Source organism: Paraburkholderia translucens (assembly GCF_020881035.1).
Classification (GTDB): Bacteria; Pseudomonadota; Gammaproteobacteria; order Burkholderiales; family Burkholderiaceae; genus Paraburkholderia; species Paraburkholderia translucens.
Genome location: NZ_JAJITC010000014.1, coordinates 40,474 through 55,715, shown reverse-complemented (window position 1 = coordinate 55,715; position 15,242 = coordinate 40,474). Strand labels below are relative to the sequence as shown.

The 15,242-nt window shown below is 66.6% G+C and carries 11 protein-coding genes; 3 read left to right on the top strand and 8 right to left on the bottom strand.

Annotated elements, in window-relative coordinates; genetic code table 11:
• Positions 1 to 35 precede the first annotated feature (35 nt).
• The gene (locus LJ655_RS23010) at positions 36 to 1,103 is read right to left on the bottom strand and encodes a CaiB/BaiF CoA transferase family protein (RefSeq protein WP_230563629.1); all 1,068 of its coding nucleotides are present in this window, start codon (positions 1,101 to 1,103) and stop codon (positions 36 to 38) included.
• 124 nt (positions 1,104 to 1,227) lie between these two features.
• A complete protein-coding gene (locus LJ655_RS23005; protein ID WP_329959730.1) occupies positions 1,228 to 3,183 on the bottom strand; it encodes an ATP-binding cassette domain-containing protein in 1,956 nt (651 codons plus the stop codon).
• Positions 3,184 to 3,349: 166 nt separating this feature from the next.
• Here LJ655_RS23005 and LJ655_RS22995 point away from each other — a divergent pair, with 166 nt between their 5' ends.
• Entirely contained in the window at positions 3,350 to 3,829 is a 480-nt protein-coding gene (locus LJ655_RS22995; RefSeq protein WP_230563521.1) for a glutathione peroxidase, read from the top strand.
• 13 nt (positions 3,830 to 3,842) lie between these two features.
• On the opposite strand, the gene cls is transcribed toward LJ655_RS22995, so the two are convergent.
• The 6 genes from cls to dapC form a co-directional block, all read right to left on the bottom strand.
• Positions 3,843 to 5,318 (bottom strand): cardiolipin synthase, encoded by a 1,476-nt coding sequence (gene cls / locus LJ655_RS22990; RefSeq protein WP_230563520.1) that lies wholly within the window; start codon positions 5,316 to 5,318, stop codon positions 3,843 to 3,845.
• 145 nt (positions 5,319 to 5,463) lie between these two features.
• The gene (gene prmB, locus LJ655_RS22985; RefSeq protein ID WP_230563519.1) at positions 5,464 to 6,348 is read right to left on the bottom strand and encodes a 50S ribosomal protein L3 N(5)-glutamine methyltransferase; all 885 of its coding nucleotides are present in this window, start codon (positions 6,346 to 6,348) and stop codon (positions 5,464 to 5,466) included.
• Positions 6,349 to 6,362: 14 nt separating this feature from the next.
• Complete coding sequence (gene dapE, locus LJ655_RS22980) at positions 6,363 to 7,502, bottom strand: succinyl-diaminopimelate desuccinylase (RefSeq protein WP_230563518.1); 1,140 nt, start codon at positions 7,500 to 7,502, stop codon at positions 6,363 to 6,365.
• A gap of 140 nt (positions 7,503 to 7,642) precedes the next feature.
• Entirely contained in the window at positions 7,643 to 8,008 is a 366-nt protein-coding gene (locus tag LJ655_RS22975; protein ID WP_230563517.1) for an ArsC family reductase, read from the bottom strand.
• Positions 8,008 to 8,835, bottom strand: a complete 828-nt coding sequence (gene dapD / locus LJ655_RS22970; RefSeq protein ID WP_230563516.1) for a 2,3,4,5-tetrahydropyridine-2,6-dicarboxylate N-succinyltransferase — start codon at positions 8,833 to 8,835, stop codon at positions 8,008 to 8,010. The genes LJ655_RS22975 and dapD overlap by 1 nt, the downstream gene beginning before the upstream one ends.
• Before the next feature lie 63 nt (positions 8,836 to 8,898).
• Positions 8,899 to 10,119 (bottom strand): succinyldiaminopimelate transaminase, encoded by a 1,221-nt coding sequence (dapC, locus tag LJ655_RS22965; RefSeq protein ID WP_230563515.1) that lies wholly within the window; start codon positions 10,117 to 10,119, stop codon positions 8,899 to 8,901.
• Positions 10,120 to 10,542: 423 nt separating this feature from the next.
• Here dapC and LJ655_RS22960 point away from each other — a divergent pair, with 423 nt between their 5' ends.
• Together LJ655_RS22960 and smc are read left to right on the top strand one after the other, a co-directional pair.
• A complete protein-coding gene (locus LJ655_RS22960) occupies positions 10,543 to 11,544 on the top strand; it encodes a DMT family transporter (protein WP_230563514.1) in 1,002 nt (333 codons plus the stop codon).
• Positions 11,545 to 11,716: 172 nt separating this feature from the next.
• Positions 11,717 to 15,235: a chromosome segregation protein SMC gene (gene smc, locus LJ655_RS22955; protein WP_230563513.1), complete on the top strand. Its 3,519-nt coding sequence runs from the start codon at positions 11,717 to 11,719 to the stop codon at positions 15,233 to 15,235.
• Positions 15,236 to 15,242: the final 7 nt, after the last annotated feature.

The following is a 15,242-nucleotide window of genomic DNA, read 5'->3' as shown; positions in this document are numbered from 1 at the left end:
GCTAACGCTCCCATGCCGCCGCTTCGTCGCGTGCGTTAGACCGCCTCGCTGTCGCTGCCGTCGTCTGCTTCGGCGGCGCTCGCGGCCATCGCCGCATACGCATGCGGATTGAACAGCGGATGTTGCGCCGCTTCCGCGGGCGTGAGCACCGGCGAAACGCAGCAATCGAGCGACTCGAGCGATTTCACCCATTCGCCGAGCGGGCGCGTCGCGATCAGATCGGCGAGTTCCTGAACGAGCGCCAAGGCATCGGGACCACCGATTGCCTGGCCCAGGCTCCAGTGACGCGTTGCCCACTCGGGCCGATCAAGCGCCATGCACAACGTTTCCCAGAACTTCAGTTCCAGCGCGCCGACCGCGAGCCAGCGCTCATCGCGCGTGCGATACAGGTTGTAGCAGGGCACGCCGCCGTTCAGCAGACCGTTGCCCGCGGCGGGCGCGTGACCTTCGTTGACGAGCGAGACTTGCGCGACGAAGTTGTGCGCATAGCTCGTGTGCGTCATCGACACATCGACGAAGCGGCCTGCGCCGCCACGCGCGACGTGCCAGAGCGCAGCGAGAATCTGCGTGACCGCGCTCAATGCGCCGCCGAGCAGATCGGCGATCTGGAAGTTCGGCAGAATCGGCGTGCCGTCGCGGCTCGCCAACTGATCGAGCACCCCCGCATAGCCGATGTAGTTCAGATCGTGACCCGCACGATCCGCGAACGGACCGCTCGCGCCATATCCGCTGATCGCGCAGTAGACGAGGCGCGGATTGGCTGCGCTGAGCGTCGCGTAATCGAGGCCGAGCCGCTCCATCACGCCGGGGCGGAAGCTCTCGATCAGCACATCCGCTTCCGCCGCGAGCGCGCGCAGCACGTGGCGTCCCGCATCGGATTTCAGGTCGAGGCGCGTCTCGCGCTTGCCGCGATTGACCATCCGATAGAACGCGCCGGGCCGCCCCGCCACGCGATCGCTCGACGACTGCATCATCGTGCGCGTCGGGTCGCCCGCGCCGGGGGCTTCGATCTTCAGCACCTCGGCGCCGAGCTCGGCGAGGCGCAGCGCGGCCACCGGACCCGGCAGCAGGCGTGTAAGGTCGAGCACGCGCAGTCCCTGCAACGGCGGCGGCACTTCCGCCGGCGTTGCGGTTGCGGATGCTGGGGCCGATGACCCGGACGATGAGTTCGCAAATGACAAAGCCAAGCTCCCGTGGGTGCCGGCGCGGCCCGACTGTTGCTTGCCGCTAGCCGATCTGTTCGAGTTCCTCGTGCGTTTCGAGCCATTCGGCTTCGAGCGTGTCGAGGCGCGCGTTCACGTCTGCCTGACGGCGGATCGCCTCCGTCAGCCTGCTCTTCTGTTCCGGCTCGTAGCTCGCGGGATCGGCAACGAATGCATCCAGCGTCGTCTTCTCCGCGTTGAGCGCGTCCATTTCCTTTTCGATCTTCGCGATGCGGCCTTGCAGCGGCTTCTTCAGATGCGCGAGCTTCTGCCGCGTTTCGGCTTCGAGGCGTCGCTGCTCCTTGCGATTGACGTTGAGCTCGCCGCTTGCCGCGCCGTTGGACGCGGCGTCTGCCGCACCGGAAGCATTGGCCTTCAGCGCTGCGCGCTGCTCGGCCGCATGCTGAAGCAGCCAGTCGCGATAGTCGTCGAGATCGCCGTCGAATTCCTGCAGACGGTGCTTGGCGACCAGCATGAACTGGTCGGTCGTCGCGCGCAGCAGATGGCGGTCGTGCGACACGAGAATCAGCGTGCCTTCGAATTGCGCGAGCGCCATCGTCAGCGCGTGTCGGGTTTCGAGGTCGAGGTGGTTGGTCGGCTCGTCGAGCAGCAGCAGGTTCGGCTTCTGCCAGATGATCAGCGCGAGCGCGAGGCGTGCCTTCTCGCCGCCGGAGAATGGCGCGATCTTCGAGGTCGCCATATCGCCGGAAAAGTTGAAGCTGCCGAGGAAGTCGCGCAGTTCCTGCTCGCGCGTGTCGGGTGCGAGGCGCGCGAGGTGCTGCAACGGCGTGTCGTCGGGGCGCAGTGTTTCGAGCTGATGCTGGGCGAAATAGCCGATGCGCAGACCCTTGCCTTCGCGCACGTGGCCGCTCAACGGTTCGAGCGTGCCCGCGAGCGTCTTGATCAGCGTCGACTTGCCCTGGCCGTTCGCACCGAGCAGCCCGATGCGCTGCGCGTTCTGGATCGAGAGCATCACGCGCTCGACGATCGGAATTTCGGCGCCATCTTCGGCGTGGTAGCCGCAGCGCACGTCTTCCATCACCATCATCGGATTCGGCGCTGAATCGGGCGTGCGGAACTCGAACGTGAACGGCGACGCAACGTGCGCGGGCGCGATCAGCTCCATCTTCTCGAGCGCCTTCACCCGGCTTTGCGCCTGGCGCGCCTTGGTGGCCTGCGCCTTGAAGCGGTTGATGTAGCTCTGCAGGTGCGCGACCGTGCGCTGCTGCTTCTCATACGCGCTCTGTTGCAGCGCGATCTGTTGCGCGCGCAGCACTTCGAATTGCGAGTAGTTGCCGCCGTAGCGCTTGGTCTGCTGGTTCTCGAGATGCAGCGTGACGTTGCACACGGAATCGAGAAACTCGCGGTCGTGCGAGATCACGATCAGCGTCCCCGCATAGCGATTGAGCCAGTCTTCGAGCCAGACGATCGCGTCGAGGTCGAGGTGGTTGGTCGGTTCGTCGAGCAGCAGCAGGTCGGAGCGGCACATCAGCGCCTGCGCGAGATTGAGCCGCATGCGCCAGCCGCCCGAGAAGCTGCTGACCGGCTCGCGGGTCTGTTCCAGCGTAAAACCGAGGCCGAGCAGCAACGCTTCGGCGCGCGCCGGCGCGGTGTAGCCGTCGGCGTCCGCGAACGCCGCGTGCGCTTCTGCCTCGGCCGCGCCGTCGTGCGCCGCGGAGGCCGCCGCGATGCGCGCTTCGATGTCGCGCAGGGCGGCGTCGCCGTCGAGCGTGTAGGCGAGCGCGGTCTTGTCGACGGCGGGCGTTTCCTGCGCCACGTGCGCGATGCGCCAGGTCGGCGGGATCGAGAAATCGCCGCCGTCCGCATGCAGCTCGCCGAGCAGCACGGCGAACAAGGTCGACTTGCCCGCGCCGTTCGCCCCGACGAGGCCGGCTTTTTCACCGGGGTTCAGGGTGAACGTGGTGTTGTCGAAAAGCGGCTTGGTGCCGCGCGCGAGGCTGAACTGATTGAAGCGGATCACGACGTGGCCGGCTGAAGAAAACCGCTATTTTAGACTGCCCGGCGCGTTGCCGGGCGCGCCGCGCCGATTGCCCGGTTGTCACTTCGCGCGCAGCCGCCATCGGCCATCCGGCCGACTGTATCGGCAGCGCTTTTGGCATAGACTGACGGCTTTCAGGGGAGCGCACATGGCATCGATCTATTCGTTTTCGGCACGCACGCTCGGCGGCGAGGAAGCGAGTCTCGCGAAGTACCAAGGCAAGGTTTTGCTGATCGTCAATACCGCGAGCGAATGCGGGTTCACGCCGCAATACGCGGGCTTGCAGAAGCTGCACGAAGCATACGCGGCGCGCGGGCTCGCGGTGCTCGGTTTTCCGTGCAACCAGTTCGGCAAGCAGGAGCCGGGCGACGCCGCGCAGATCGGCAGCTTCTGCGAGAAGAACTACGGCGTGACGTTTCCGATGTTCGACAAGATCGACGTGAACGGCCCGAGCGCGCACCCGCTGTTCCGCTATCTGACCAACGAGGCGCCGGGGCTGCTCGGTCTCGAAGCGATCAAGTGGAATTTCACCAAGTTTCTGATCGGCCGCGACGGCAACGTGGTCAAGCGCTACGCGCCGCTGACCAAGCCCGAAGCCATCACCGGGGATATCGAAGCACTGCTGTAAGCGAGGTGCGCGCTCAAAGGATCGGGGAAAAGAGCCGCGCGACGTGCATCAGCATGCGTTGCAGTGCGTTCGATTTGCGGTACTCGTCGCTGTCGATTTCGCGCGACTCGGCGAAGTCGTCGAGCAGCATCGTTTCGACTTCGAGCGCGAAGCCGCGGTCGACCGTCAACACCATGATCTCGAAGTTCAGGCGAAACGAGCGGTTGTCGAGATTGGCGCTGCCGATCGCGGCTGCGCTGCTGTCGATCAGCACGACCTTCTGATGCAGGAAGCCCGGCTGATAGCGGAAGATGCGAATGCCCGCGCGCAACGAGTCGTATGCATACAGCTTCGAGGCTGCGAACACCACCCGGTGATCGCGCCGGCTCGGAATCAGGATGCGCACGTCGACGCCGCGCAGCGCCGCGAGCCGCAGCGCGGCGAACACGGCTTCGTCGGGCACGAGGTAGGGCGTCGTGATCCAGATGCGTTCGCGCGCCGCGTTGATCGCTTCGACGAAAAACAGCGAGCAGGTCTCCTGCTTGTCGGCCGGGCCGCTCGGCAGCACGATGCAGTGCATGTTGTTCGCGGCGCGTTCATTGGCGCCGTGGTTGACGGATGGGACGACTGAATCCACGGCCGGCACGTCGAACTCGGGCAACTGCTGGGTGGCCCAGTACCAGTCTTCGATAAAGACGAACTGGATGCTGGCGACCGCCGGGCCACGCACTTCGATGTGCGTATCTCGCCACGGCGAGAGCGGCGGCTTCGCGCCCAGATATTCGACACCGACGTTATGACCGCCGATAAACGCTCGCTCGCCGTCGACCGACACGATCTTGCGATGATTGCGGAAGTTCAGTTGCAGACGGTTGACGAAGCGTCGGTTCGTCGCGAACGGCTGCATTTCGATGCCGGCCGCGCGCAGCGCCGCGACGTAGCGGTGCGGCAGATCGAAGCTGCCGATACTGTCGTACAGGAAGTAGACCCGCACGCCCTGTTGCGCTTTCGCGATCAGCGCGTCCTTCAGCATGTCGCCGAGCGCGTCGTCACGCACGATGAAGAACTGCACGATCACATAGCGGCGCGCGTTTTCGATCGCCTCGAAGATCGCCTCGAAAGTCGCCGTGCCGTTGACCAGCGTGCGCACGGTGTTGCCGGGCAGGAACGGCATGCCGCCGAGGCGCGTCAGCGACTGCACGAGCCGCGAGCCGAGCTGCTGCGTCGGCAGCCCGGCCGACGACGCGTGGGTGTCCCACACGTGCGGATGCGCGCGCGTGCGCAGCAGCTCGTTTTCGACGCGGCGCGCGTCCGCGTAGCCGGCAAACTTGCTGCGGCCAAGAAACAGATACGGCACGAGCGTCAGATAGGGCATCGCGACCAGCGACACGGCCCAGGCAATCGCGCCTTGCGAGGTGCGGGTATGGAGAATCGCGTGAGCGGCCGCGATGATGCCGAGAATATGGGCAAGTAGAACCAGCGGGCCGACGTGAAGCAGGTCGAATGGCATAAGCTCGCTAACAGTTGGCGTAGCGCCGCGGTTCAGAAAACGGCGGCGGGCACGGCGCCCGGCGTGCGCGTCGCTTGCAAGATCCAATGCGAGCGGCCGCCAGCAGCGCCGCGTACGCCGCGATCAGACACCGGGCATGCTGGACTCAGACCGGCAGGTCGTTGGCCTGGATCAGGAACACGTTGTCGTCACCGGCGCTGGTCGAGAGCCATACGAGGTCGAGGCCGCCGAACGCCGCCTCGACGTGCTCGCGCTCGTTGCCGATCTCGACGACGAGCACGCCGTCTTCGGTCAGCCAGTTGCGCGCATCGGCGATGATCCGGCGCACGACGTCCATGCCGTCCGCACCGCCCGCGAGCGCCATTTCAGGCTCGTGCTTGTATTCGGCCGGCAATTCCTGCATCGACGTGGCATTCACGTACGGCGGGTTGCTGATGATCACGTCATAGCGGCGCTCGGCGAGCGGCGCATACAGATCGCCTTCGAACAGCGCGATGCGGTCATCGAGGTGGTAGTCCATCACGTTGCGCGTCGCGACTTCGAGCGCGGGCGCGGACAGATCGACCGCGTCGATGTCGGCGTTCGGGAACGCGTGCGCGGCGAGAATGGCGAGGCAGCCGGAGCCGGTGCACAGTTCGAGCACCGCGCCGACCTGCTCGGGATCCTCGACGTACGGCTGCAGGCCGTCCTGCAGCAGTTCGCCGATGAACGAGCGCGGCACGATCACGCGCTCGTCGACGTGGAAGCGATAGCCGTGCATCCACGCTTCCTGCGTGATGTATGCGGCCGGCACCCGGTCGGCGGCGCGCCGCTCGATCACCTGCAGTACCGACTCGATTTCGGCCGTGCTCAGACGTGCGTCGAGAAACGGCTCGAGCAGATCGAGCGGCAGATGCAGCGTGTGCAGGATCAGGTAGGCGGCTTCGTCGTAGGCATTGGCCGAGCCGTGGCCGAACGACAGTTTGGCCTCGCTAAAGCGCGACACGGCATAGCGCAGCAGGTCGCGGACAGTGGAAAAAGGAAGCGTCATCGCAAAGTTCCTGGTTACGCGATCAGTTGTTCGAGCACGCGGCGATACACGTTCTTCAGCGGCTCGATGTGGGCGACTTCGATATGTTCGTCGATCTTGTGGATGCTCGCGTTCAGCGGTCCGAACTCGATCACCTGCTCGCAGATGCGCGCGATGAAGCGGCCGTCCGACGTGCCGCCGGTGGTCGACAGCTCGGTGTCGACGCCGGTCTCGTCCTTGATCGCCTTCGCGAGCGCGCTCGACAGGTCGCCGCGCGGCGTCAGGAACGGCAGGCCGCCGACGATCCACTTCAGGTCGTAGTCGAGGCCGTGCCGCTCGAGAATCGCGTGCACGCGCGCCTGCAGCCCTTCGACGGTGCTCGCCGTCGAGAAACGGAAGTTGAACGTCACGTCCGCGTGGCCGGGGATCACGTTGGTCGCGCCGGTGCCGCTGTGGAGGTTCGACACCTGCCAGGTGGTCGGCGGGAAGTATTCGTTGCCGTCGTCCCAGCGCTCGGCGACGAGCTCCGCGAGCGCGGGCGCGAGCAGATGCACCGGGTTCTTCGCCAGATGCGGGTAGGCGATATGGCCTTGCACGCCCTTGACGATCAGCTTGCCCGTCAGCGAGCCGCGCCGGCCGTTCTTGACCATGTCGCCGAACCGCTCGCTCGACGTCGGTTCGCCGACGATGCAGTAGTCCATGCGCTCGCCGCGCTGCTGCAGCGCCTCGACGACCTTGACCGTGCCGTCGGTGGCGGGGCCTTCCTCGTCGCTCGTGATCAGGAACGCGATCGAGCCGCGGTGTTGGGGATGCGCGGCGACGAACTCCTCGCTCGCGACGACGAAGCCCGCGATCGACGCCTTCATGTCCGCCGCGCCGCGGCCGTACAGCTTGCCGTCGCGCTGGGTCGGCTCGAACGGCGCCGAGCGCCACTGTTCGAGGGGGCCGGTCGGCACCACGTCGGTGTGACCGGCGAACGCGAGCAGCTTGCCCCGCGTGCCGTCAACGCCGCGTTTTACGGCCCACAGGTTGGTCACGCCGTTGGATTCGATCGTCTCGTGCTCGAAGCCGAGGGCGGCGAGGCGCTCGATCAGCAGACGCTGGCAGTGCTGATCGTCGGGCGTGACGGACGCGCGCGCGATCAGTTGTTCGGTAAGGGCGAGGGTGCCGGACATGGATTCAGTGCAAGCCACATTGAAATGAAAAAATGCCGGCTCGCGGTGAGGCACCGCAGCCGGCAACAGCCTTTGAACGACGCGGCGCGAAGCCGCGCGTCCTACTACCTTCTGCATGAGCCTGGCGCGTCAGCCGGAGCTCAGGCAAACAGCGCCGCGTACTCGTCCGCGGAAAAACCGAGCGACCTCACTCGCCCGTTCACGACGAGCACCGGCCGCTTGATCACCGACGGCTTATGGATCATCAGCGCGATCGCGCCGGGCTGCGTTTCCGCCGCCGCCTTCATGTCGTCGGACAGCGCGCGCCACGTCGTGCCGCGGCGGTTCAGGAGCGCGTCGAGCTTGACGTCCTTGAGCCAGTCCTGCACGAGCGGCTCGCTCACGCCGGCCTTCTTGAAATCATGAAACTCGAACTCGACGCCGTGCTCTTCGAGCCACACGCGCGCCTTCTTCACGGTGTCGCAGTTCGGAATGCCGTAGACGACGGTTTTGCTGCCGCGCGCCATCAGTCGCCTCGCAGCAACTCGTTCAGGCCGACCTTCGCGCGCGTTTTCGCGTCGACCTTCTTGACGATGACCGCGCAGTACAGGCTGTGGGTGCCGTCCTTCGACGGCAGGTTGCCCGCCACCACGACCGAGCCCGCCGGAATGCGGCCGTACGTGACCTGACCGGTTTCGCGGTCGTAAATCTTGGTGCTCTGGCCGAGGTACACGCCCATCGAAATCACCGAGTTTTCCTCGACGATCACGCCCTCGACGACTTCCGAGCGCGCGCCGATGAAGCAGTTGTCTTCAATGATGACCGGGTTGGCCTGCAGCGGCTCCAGCACGCCGCCGATGCCGACACCGCCCGACAGGTGCACGTTCTTGCCGATCTGCGCGCACGAGCCGACGGTGGCCCAGGTGTCGACCATCGTGCCTTCGTCGACGTACGCGCCGATGTTGGTGTACGACGGCATCAGCACGACGTTCTTCGCGATGAACGAGCCACGGCGCGCGATCGCGGGCGGCACCACGCGGAAGCCGCCGGCGGCGAAGTCTTCAGCGGTGTAGTTGGCGAACTTCGACGGCACCTTGTCGTAGAACTGGCTGTAGCCGCCGGCCGGCATCGGCGCATTGTCTTCGAGGCGGAACGACAGCAGCACGGCCTTCTTCAGCCACTGGTTGACGACCCAGTCGCCGTCCTTCTTTTCGGCGACGCGGAGCGCGCCCTTATCGAGTTGCTCGATCGCGTGGGCGACGGCTTCGCGCACTTCGGCCGGCGCGGCTTTCGGCGACAGCTCGGCGCGGTTGTCCCAGGCGGTATCGATGATGCTCTGAAGTTGTTGCGACATATGCGTGATTTTCTGAAGGGTTGAAGTCTGAAGAAGGGGACGCGGCGCCGGCTCCGGCTGCACTCACTTGACGCCGAGCGAGCGGCAGAATTCGACGATTCGCTGTGCGCCTTGCGTGCATTCGTCGACGTCGGCGACGAGCGCGAGGCGCACGAAATTGCGGCCGGGGTTCACGCCGTGCGCGGTGCGCGCGAGGAACGAGCCCGGCAGAACCGTCACATTATAGTCGGCGTACAGGCGCTGGGCGAACTCGGTGTCCGTCAGGCCGGTGCGCTCGACGTTGGCCCACAGGTAGAACGCTGCGTCGGGCAGGCGCACGTCGAGCACATCGGCGAGCATCGGCGTGACGGTCGTGAACTTCCGCAGGTACTTTGCGCGGTTCTCGCGCACGTGCGTCTCGTCGCTCCATGCGACGACGCTCGCACTCTGGTACACCGTCGAGAGCGCCGCGCCGTGATACGTGCGGTACAGCAGGAAGGCCTTGAGAATCGCGGCGTCGCCGGCGACGAAGCCCGAGCGCATGCCCGGCACGTTCGAGCGCTTCGACAGGCTCGACAGCATCACGAGGCGCTCGTAGCCGCGTCCGAGTTTGTGTGCCGCCTCGAGGCCGCCGAGCGGCGGCTTCGACTCGTCGAAATAGATTTCCGAGTAGCACTCGTCCGAGGCGATCACGAAGCCGTAGCGGTCCGACAGCGCGAACAGTTCGCGCCAGTCGTCGAGCGTGAGCACGGCGCCGGTCGGATTGCCCGGCGAGCACACGTACAGCAGCTGCGTGCGCGCCCAGACCTCGGCGGGCACCGCCGAGTAGTCGCACGCGAAGTTGCGCGCCGGGTCGCTGTTGACGAAGTACGGCTGCGCGCCGCCGAGCAGCGCCGCGCCTTCGTAGATTTGGTAGAACGGGTTCGGACAGAGTACGATCGCAGGCTCGCCGTCAGCATCGCGGCGCGGATCGAGCACCGTCTGGGCGAGCGCGAACAGCGCCTCGCGCGAGCCCGACACGGGCAGCACCTCGGTGAGCGGATCGAGCGGCGGCAGGTCGTAGCGTTGCGTGACCCATTTCGCGATCGACTCGCGCAGCGGCGCCGAGCCGAGCGTGGCCGGATACGCTGCGAGGCCGCCGAGCGAATCGATGACGGCGTCGCGGATCAGCGGCGGGGTCGGGTGTTTCGGCTCGCCGATGCCGAAGCTGATATGCGCGAGGCCGGCCGGTGGCGTGACGTCCTTGAAAAGCACGCGCAGCTTTTCGAACGGATAGGGCTGAAGGGAGTCGAGTAGCGGATTCACGGGCGAGTTGGCCTGATCGGGATGGACGCGGACGAAAGGCGGGACAACCGGGCACGCGCGCCGTCGGGCAGCGGTGCATCAAACATGAAACGGCGTCCCCGCGCGCGACGGGCTGGCCAGCGACGAGCCGGCCACCGGCGGCGAACGGACGATTATAGCGTGGCGCGTCCGGGGCGCGGCGGCCTGAGGGACAAAGCAGGCGCTCGAAGCCCGGCGCGGGAACGATCCGCCAGGCGGGGCACCGGGGCGTCGCGGCGGGAGCGGCGCGAATTCCCACGCGGGTCGCGTAAAAGAACAGGCAGGAGCAGCAATGTACGCAGCAGTTCAGGAGACAAACACCCTCGCCGGTGCCAAAGCGGCAGACGCAATGCACGGCCGCGCCCTCGCGCCAACCGTCCCTGACGCGCCCCGGAGCCCAGCCCAATGACGAACTGGCTCCGCAACGGCTGGCCGACGCTCGCGATCATGCTGGGCGCCTCGGTGTGGGGGATGGTCTGGTATCCGCTGCGCATGCTAGCCGCGCTCGGCGTGACCGGCACGGCCGCGAGCGCGCTCACGAGCGGGGCCGGCTGCGTGTTCGTGCTGCTCGTGCGGCGGCGCGCGCTGAAGACCGTGCGTTGGCACTGGCTGCTGCCGGCGCTCGCGCTCGCCGCTGGCGTCACGAATCTCGGTTTCATGTGGGGCGCGATTCACGGTCAGGTGATGCGCGTGCTGCTGCTGTTTTATCTGACGCCCGCGTGGACCGCGCTGTTCGCGCACTTCATCCTGCACGAGCGGCTCACGTGGTCGGGCGCGGCGCTGGCGGCGCTGTCGCTGGCGGGCGCGGTGACGATGCTGTGGTCGCCGAGGCTTGGTATCCCGGTGCCCGGCAATCCCGCCGAATGGGCCGGTCTTGCCGGGGGCATGGGCTTCGCCATGAGTAACGTGCTGATTCTGAAGACGAGCCGCGTGCTGCCGGACATGAAGCCCGAAATGCGCACCGCGACGATCTTCGGCGGCGCGGCGCTGTTCGGCGCGCTCGCGTCGCTGTTGGAGCCGATGCCCGCACCGCCCGCCGGCGCGCATCTGGGCACCGCGGCGCTGCTGGTGCTCGGTCTCGGTCTGCTGCTCGCATCGAACAACATGCTCGTGCAGTACGGCCTCTCGCGGGTACCGGCCAATCGCGCGTCGATCATCATGTTGTTCGAACTCGTCGTGACGGCGCTGTCGGCGTGGCTGTTCGCCGGTGAAGTACCGGGCCCGCGCGAATGGGCGGGCGGCGCATGCATCGTGCTCGCCTCGGCGCTGTCGAGCTGGGTGCATCGCACGAAGACGGTGCCGCCCGATCCCGCGATCGGAGACACGGAACAGCCCGGCGAGCGCGACGGCGGCAACAGCGGCGAGCACCGAAAGGGCGGTAAAAATCGTCGACGCGCGATGGTATGATTCCCCCTCATTAGCCGGGGCGTGCGGACCTGAGGTGCGCATGAGCGCATGCAGCCGGCACCGGATTGCGAAGGCTCGCGAGGTTGCGTTGGCCGTCCCGCCGCGGCGGTGAACGGTTGGCGCAACCTCGCGAGCCACCTACCACTCTCTCTTTTCGAACAGCGAAATCGCCGTGCGTCTCACCTCGATCAAACTCGCTGGCTTCAAATCCTTCGTCGATCCCACGCATTTTCAGGTCCCCGGCCAGCTAGTTGGCGTGGTTGGACCGAACGGGTGCGGCAAATCCAACATCATCGACGCCGTGCGCTGGGTGCTCGGCGAATCGCGCGCCTCTGAATTGCGCGGCGAGTCGATGCAGGACGTGATCTTCAACGGCTCGACCGCGCGCAAGCCGGGCAGCCGCGCCAGCGTCGAACTCGTGTTCGACAACGCGGACGGCCGCGCCGCCGGCCAGTGGGGCCAGTATGCGGAGATCGCCGTAAAGCGCGTACTGACGCGCGACGGCACGTCGAGCTACTACATCAACAATCTGCCGGCGCGGCGCCGCGACATCCAGGACATCTTCCTCGGCACCGGTCTCGGGCCGCGCGCGTACGCGATCATCGGGCAAGGCATGATCGCGCGGCTGATCGAGGCGAAGCCGGAAGAGCTGCGCGTGTTCCTCGAAGAAGCCGCCGGCGTGTCGAAGTACAAGGAGCGTCGCCGCGAGACCGAGAACCGTCTGCACGACACGCGCGAGAACCTGACGCGCGTCGAGGACATCATCCGCGAGCTCGGCGCGAATCTCGAGAAGCTGGAGGGCCAGGCGGTCGTCGCGACGCGTTATCGCGAATTGCAAAGCGACGGCGAGGAAAAGCAGCGTCTGCTGTGGCTGTTGCGCAAGAACGAGTCCGCCGGCGAGCAGCAGCGCCAGCAGCGCGCGATCGAACAGGCGCAGATCGACCTCGAAGCGCAAACCGCGAAGCTGCGCGAGGTCGAGGCGGAACTCGAAACGCTGCGCGTCGCGCACTATTCGGCGAGCGACGCGATGCAGGGCGCGCAAGGCGCGCTGTACGAAGCGAACGCGGAAGTGAGCCGGCTCGAGGCCGAGATTCGCTTCATCGTCGAATCGCGTAACCGCGCGCAGGCGCAGATCGCTGCGCTCACCGCGCAGCGCGAGCAGTGGCAAGCGCAGGCCGACAAGGCGCAGGACGATATCGCCGACGCCGAGGAGCAACTGGCGGTTGCCGAAGAAAAAGCCGTGCTCGCCGAAGAAGAGGCGGCCGCGAAGCACGACGCGCTGCCCGCGCTCGAAGCCCGCTGGCGCGACGCCCAGGCGGAACTGAACACCGAGCGCGGCGGCATCGCGCAGACCGAGCAGGCGCTCAAGCTCGAAGCCGCGCATCAGCGCAATGCCGATCAGCAGTTGCAGCAGCTGCAGCAGCGCCACGAACGGCTGAAATCGGAAGAGGGCGGGCTCGACGCGCCCGACGAAGCGCAACTCGAGGAGTTGCGCATGCAGCTCGCCGAGCACGAGGAAATTCTTCACGATGCGCAGGGGCGCCTCGCCGAGGCGCAGGAGACGCTGCCGCGGCTCGATGGCGAACGCCGCGCGGCGCAGGAGCGCGTGCAGGCCGAAAGCGCGCAGATCCATCAGCTCGACGCGCGGCTCGCCGCGCTCAGGCAGCTGCAGGAAAACGTGCAGACCGAGGGCAAGATCCAGCCATGGCTCGACAAGCACGAGCTCGGCAGCTTGCCGCGCCTGTGGAAGAAGCTGCACGTCGAGGCCGGTTGGGAAACCGCGCTCGAAGCGGTGCTGCGCGAGCGCCTCGCCGCGCTCGAAGTATCGAATCTCGACTGGGTCAAGGCGTTCGCGACCGATGCGCCACCGGCCAAGCTCGCGTTCTACGCACCGCCCGCGGCCGGTCAGCCGGCCCCCGCGGCGGGCGCGCTGCGGCCGCTGCTGTCGCTCGTGCGTATCGAGGACGCGGGCATCCGCGCGGTGCTGAACGACTGGCTCGGTCTCGCGTTCGTCGCCGACGATCTGCAGCAGGCGCTGTCCATGCGCGCGCAGTTGCCCGAGGGCGGCGCGTTCGTGGTGAAGGCGGGCCACGTGGTTACACGCGTCGGCGTGCAGCTGTATGCGGCCGATTCCGAGCAGGCCGGCATGCTCGCGCGTCAGCAGGAAATCGAAAACCTCGGCCGTCAGGTGCGTGCGCAGGCCTTGCTCGCCGACGAGGCGAAGGCCGCCGCGATCCGCGCCGAAGCCGCGCACACGCAGGCCGCGCAGGCGCTCGCCGAGATGCGCCAGCAGGCCGAACGCGCGACGCAGCGTGTCCACGCGTTGCAGATGGACGTGCTGAAGCTCACACAGGCGCACGAGCGCTACACGCAGCGCAGCACGCAGATTCGCGAGGAACTCGCAGAGATCGCCGCACAGATCGACGAGCAGCGGGCGCTGCGCGCGGAATCGGAAGCGAACTTCGAGCGCCACGATGGCGAGCTCGCCGAACTGCAGGCGCGCTTCGAAGATCACCAGCTCGCGTTCGAAGCGCTCGACGAAGAACTGACCACCGCCCGCGGCGAAGCACGCGATCTCGATCGCGCCGCCACCGACGCGCGCTTCGCCGCACGCAACATGGCGAACCGCATCGACGAGTTGAAGCGCAGCATCCAGGTTGCGCACGAGCAGAGCGAGCGTATCGCGGGCTCGCTCGAAGACGCGCGCGCAGAACTCGAAACGATTAACCAGCAGACCGCGCACACCGGCCTGCAGGACGCACTCGACATTCGCACCGCGAAGGAAGAAGCCCTGCGCGCCGCGCGAGTCGAGCTCGATGACCTGACCGCGAAACTGCGTTCGGCCGACGAAACGCGTCTCACCGCCGAGCGCGCGCTGCAGCCGCTGCGCGACCGCATCAACGAATTGCAGTTGAAGGAGCAGGCCGCGCGCATCAGCGGCGAGCAGTTCATCGAGCAGCTCGCGGCGGCGGGTGTCGACGAAGCCGAGTTGCAAGCCAAGCTGACGCCGGACATGAAGCCGTCGTACCTGCAGGGCGAAGTCACGCGCATCAACAACGCGATCATCGCGCTCGGGCCGGTCAACATGGCCGCGCTCGACGAGCTGAAGGCCGCGACCGAGCGCAAGAGCTTCCTCGATTCGCAGTCGTCCGACCTGACGGCCGCGATCGAAACGCTCGAAGACGCGATCCGCAAGATCGACGCCGAAACGCGCAACCTGCTGCAAAGCACGTTCGACGAAGTGAACCGTCATTTCGGCGAGCTGTTCCCGCGTCTCTTCGGTGGCGGCCAGGCGAAGCTGATCATGACCGGCGACGAAATCCTCGACGCCGGTGTGCAGGTAATGGCGCAGCCGCCGGGCAAGAAGAATTCGACGATTCACCTGCTCTCGGGCGGCGAGAAAGCGCTGACCGCGACCGCGCTCGTGTTCGCGATGTTCCAGCTGAATCCCGCACCGTTCTGTCTGCTCGACGAAGTGGACGCGCCGCTCGACGACGCCAACACCGAGCGTTTCGCGAATCTGGTGCGGGCGATGTCGGACAAAACCCAGTTTCTGTTCATCTCGCACAACAAGATTGCGATGGAGATGGCGCAGCAGCTGATCGGCGTGACGATGCAGGAGCAGGGCGTGTCGCGCATCGTCGCCGTCGACATGGAAACGGCGGCGGGTTTCGCCCAGAATATCGTTTGACTTAAAG

What these genes read in the sequence shown, in the direction of transcription:
- dapE (WP_230563518.1), bottom strand. Translation starts at nt 7,502, where the DNA reads ATGTCCGGCACCCTCGCCCTTACCGAACAACTGATCGCGCGCGCGTCC.
- prmB (WP_230563519.1), bottom strand. Translation starts at nt 6,348, where the DNA reads ATGACGCTTCCTTTTTCCACTGTCCGCGACCTGCTGCGCTATGCCGTG.
- cls (WP_230563520.1), bottom strand. Translation starts at nt 5,318, where the DNA reads ATGCCATTCGACCTGCTTCACGTCGGCCCGCTGGTTCTACTTGCCCAT.
- LJ655_RS22960 (WP_230563514.1), top strand. Translation starts at nt 10,543, where the DNA reads ATGACGAACTGGCTCCGCAACGGCTGGCCGACGCTCGCGATCATGCTG.
- LJ655_RS22975 (WP_230563517.1), bottom strand. Translation starts at nt 8,008, where the DNA reads ATGGCGCGCGGCAGCAAAACCGTCGTCTACGGCATTCCGAACTGCGAC.
- dapD (WP_230563516.1), bottom strand. Translation starts at nt 8,835, where the DNA reads ATGTCGCAACAACTTCAGAGCATCATCGATACCGCCTGGGACAACCGC.
- LJ655_RS22995 (WP_230563521.1), top strand. Translation starts at nt 3,350, where the DNA reads ATGGCATCGATCTATTCGTTTTCGGCACGCACGCTCGGCGGCGAGGAA.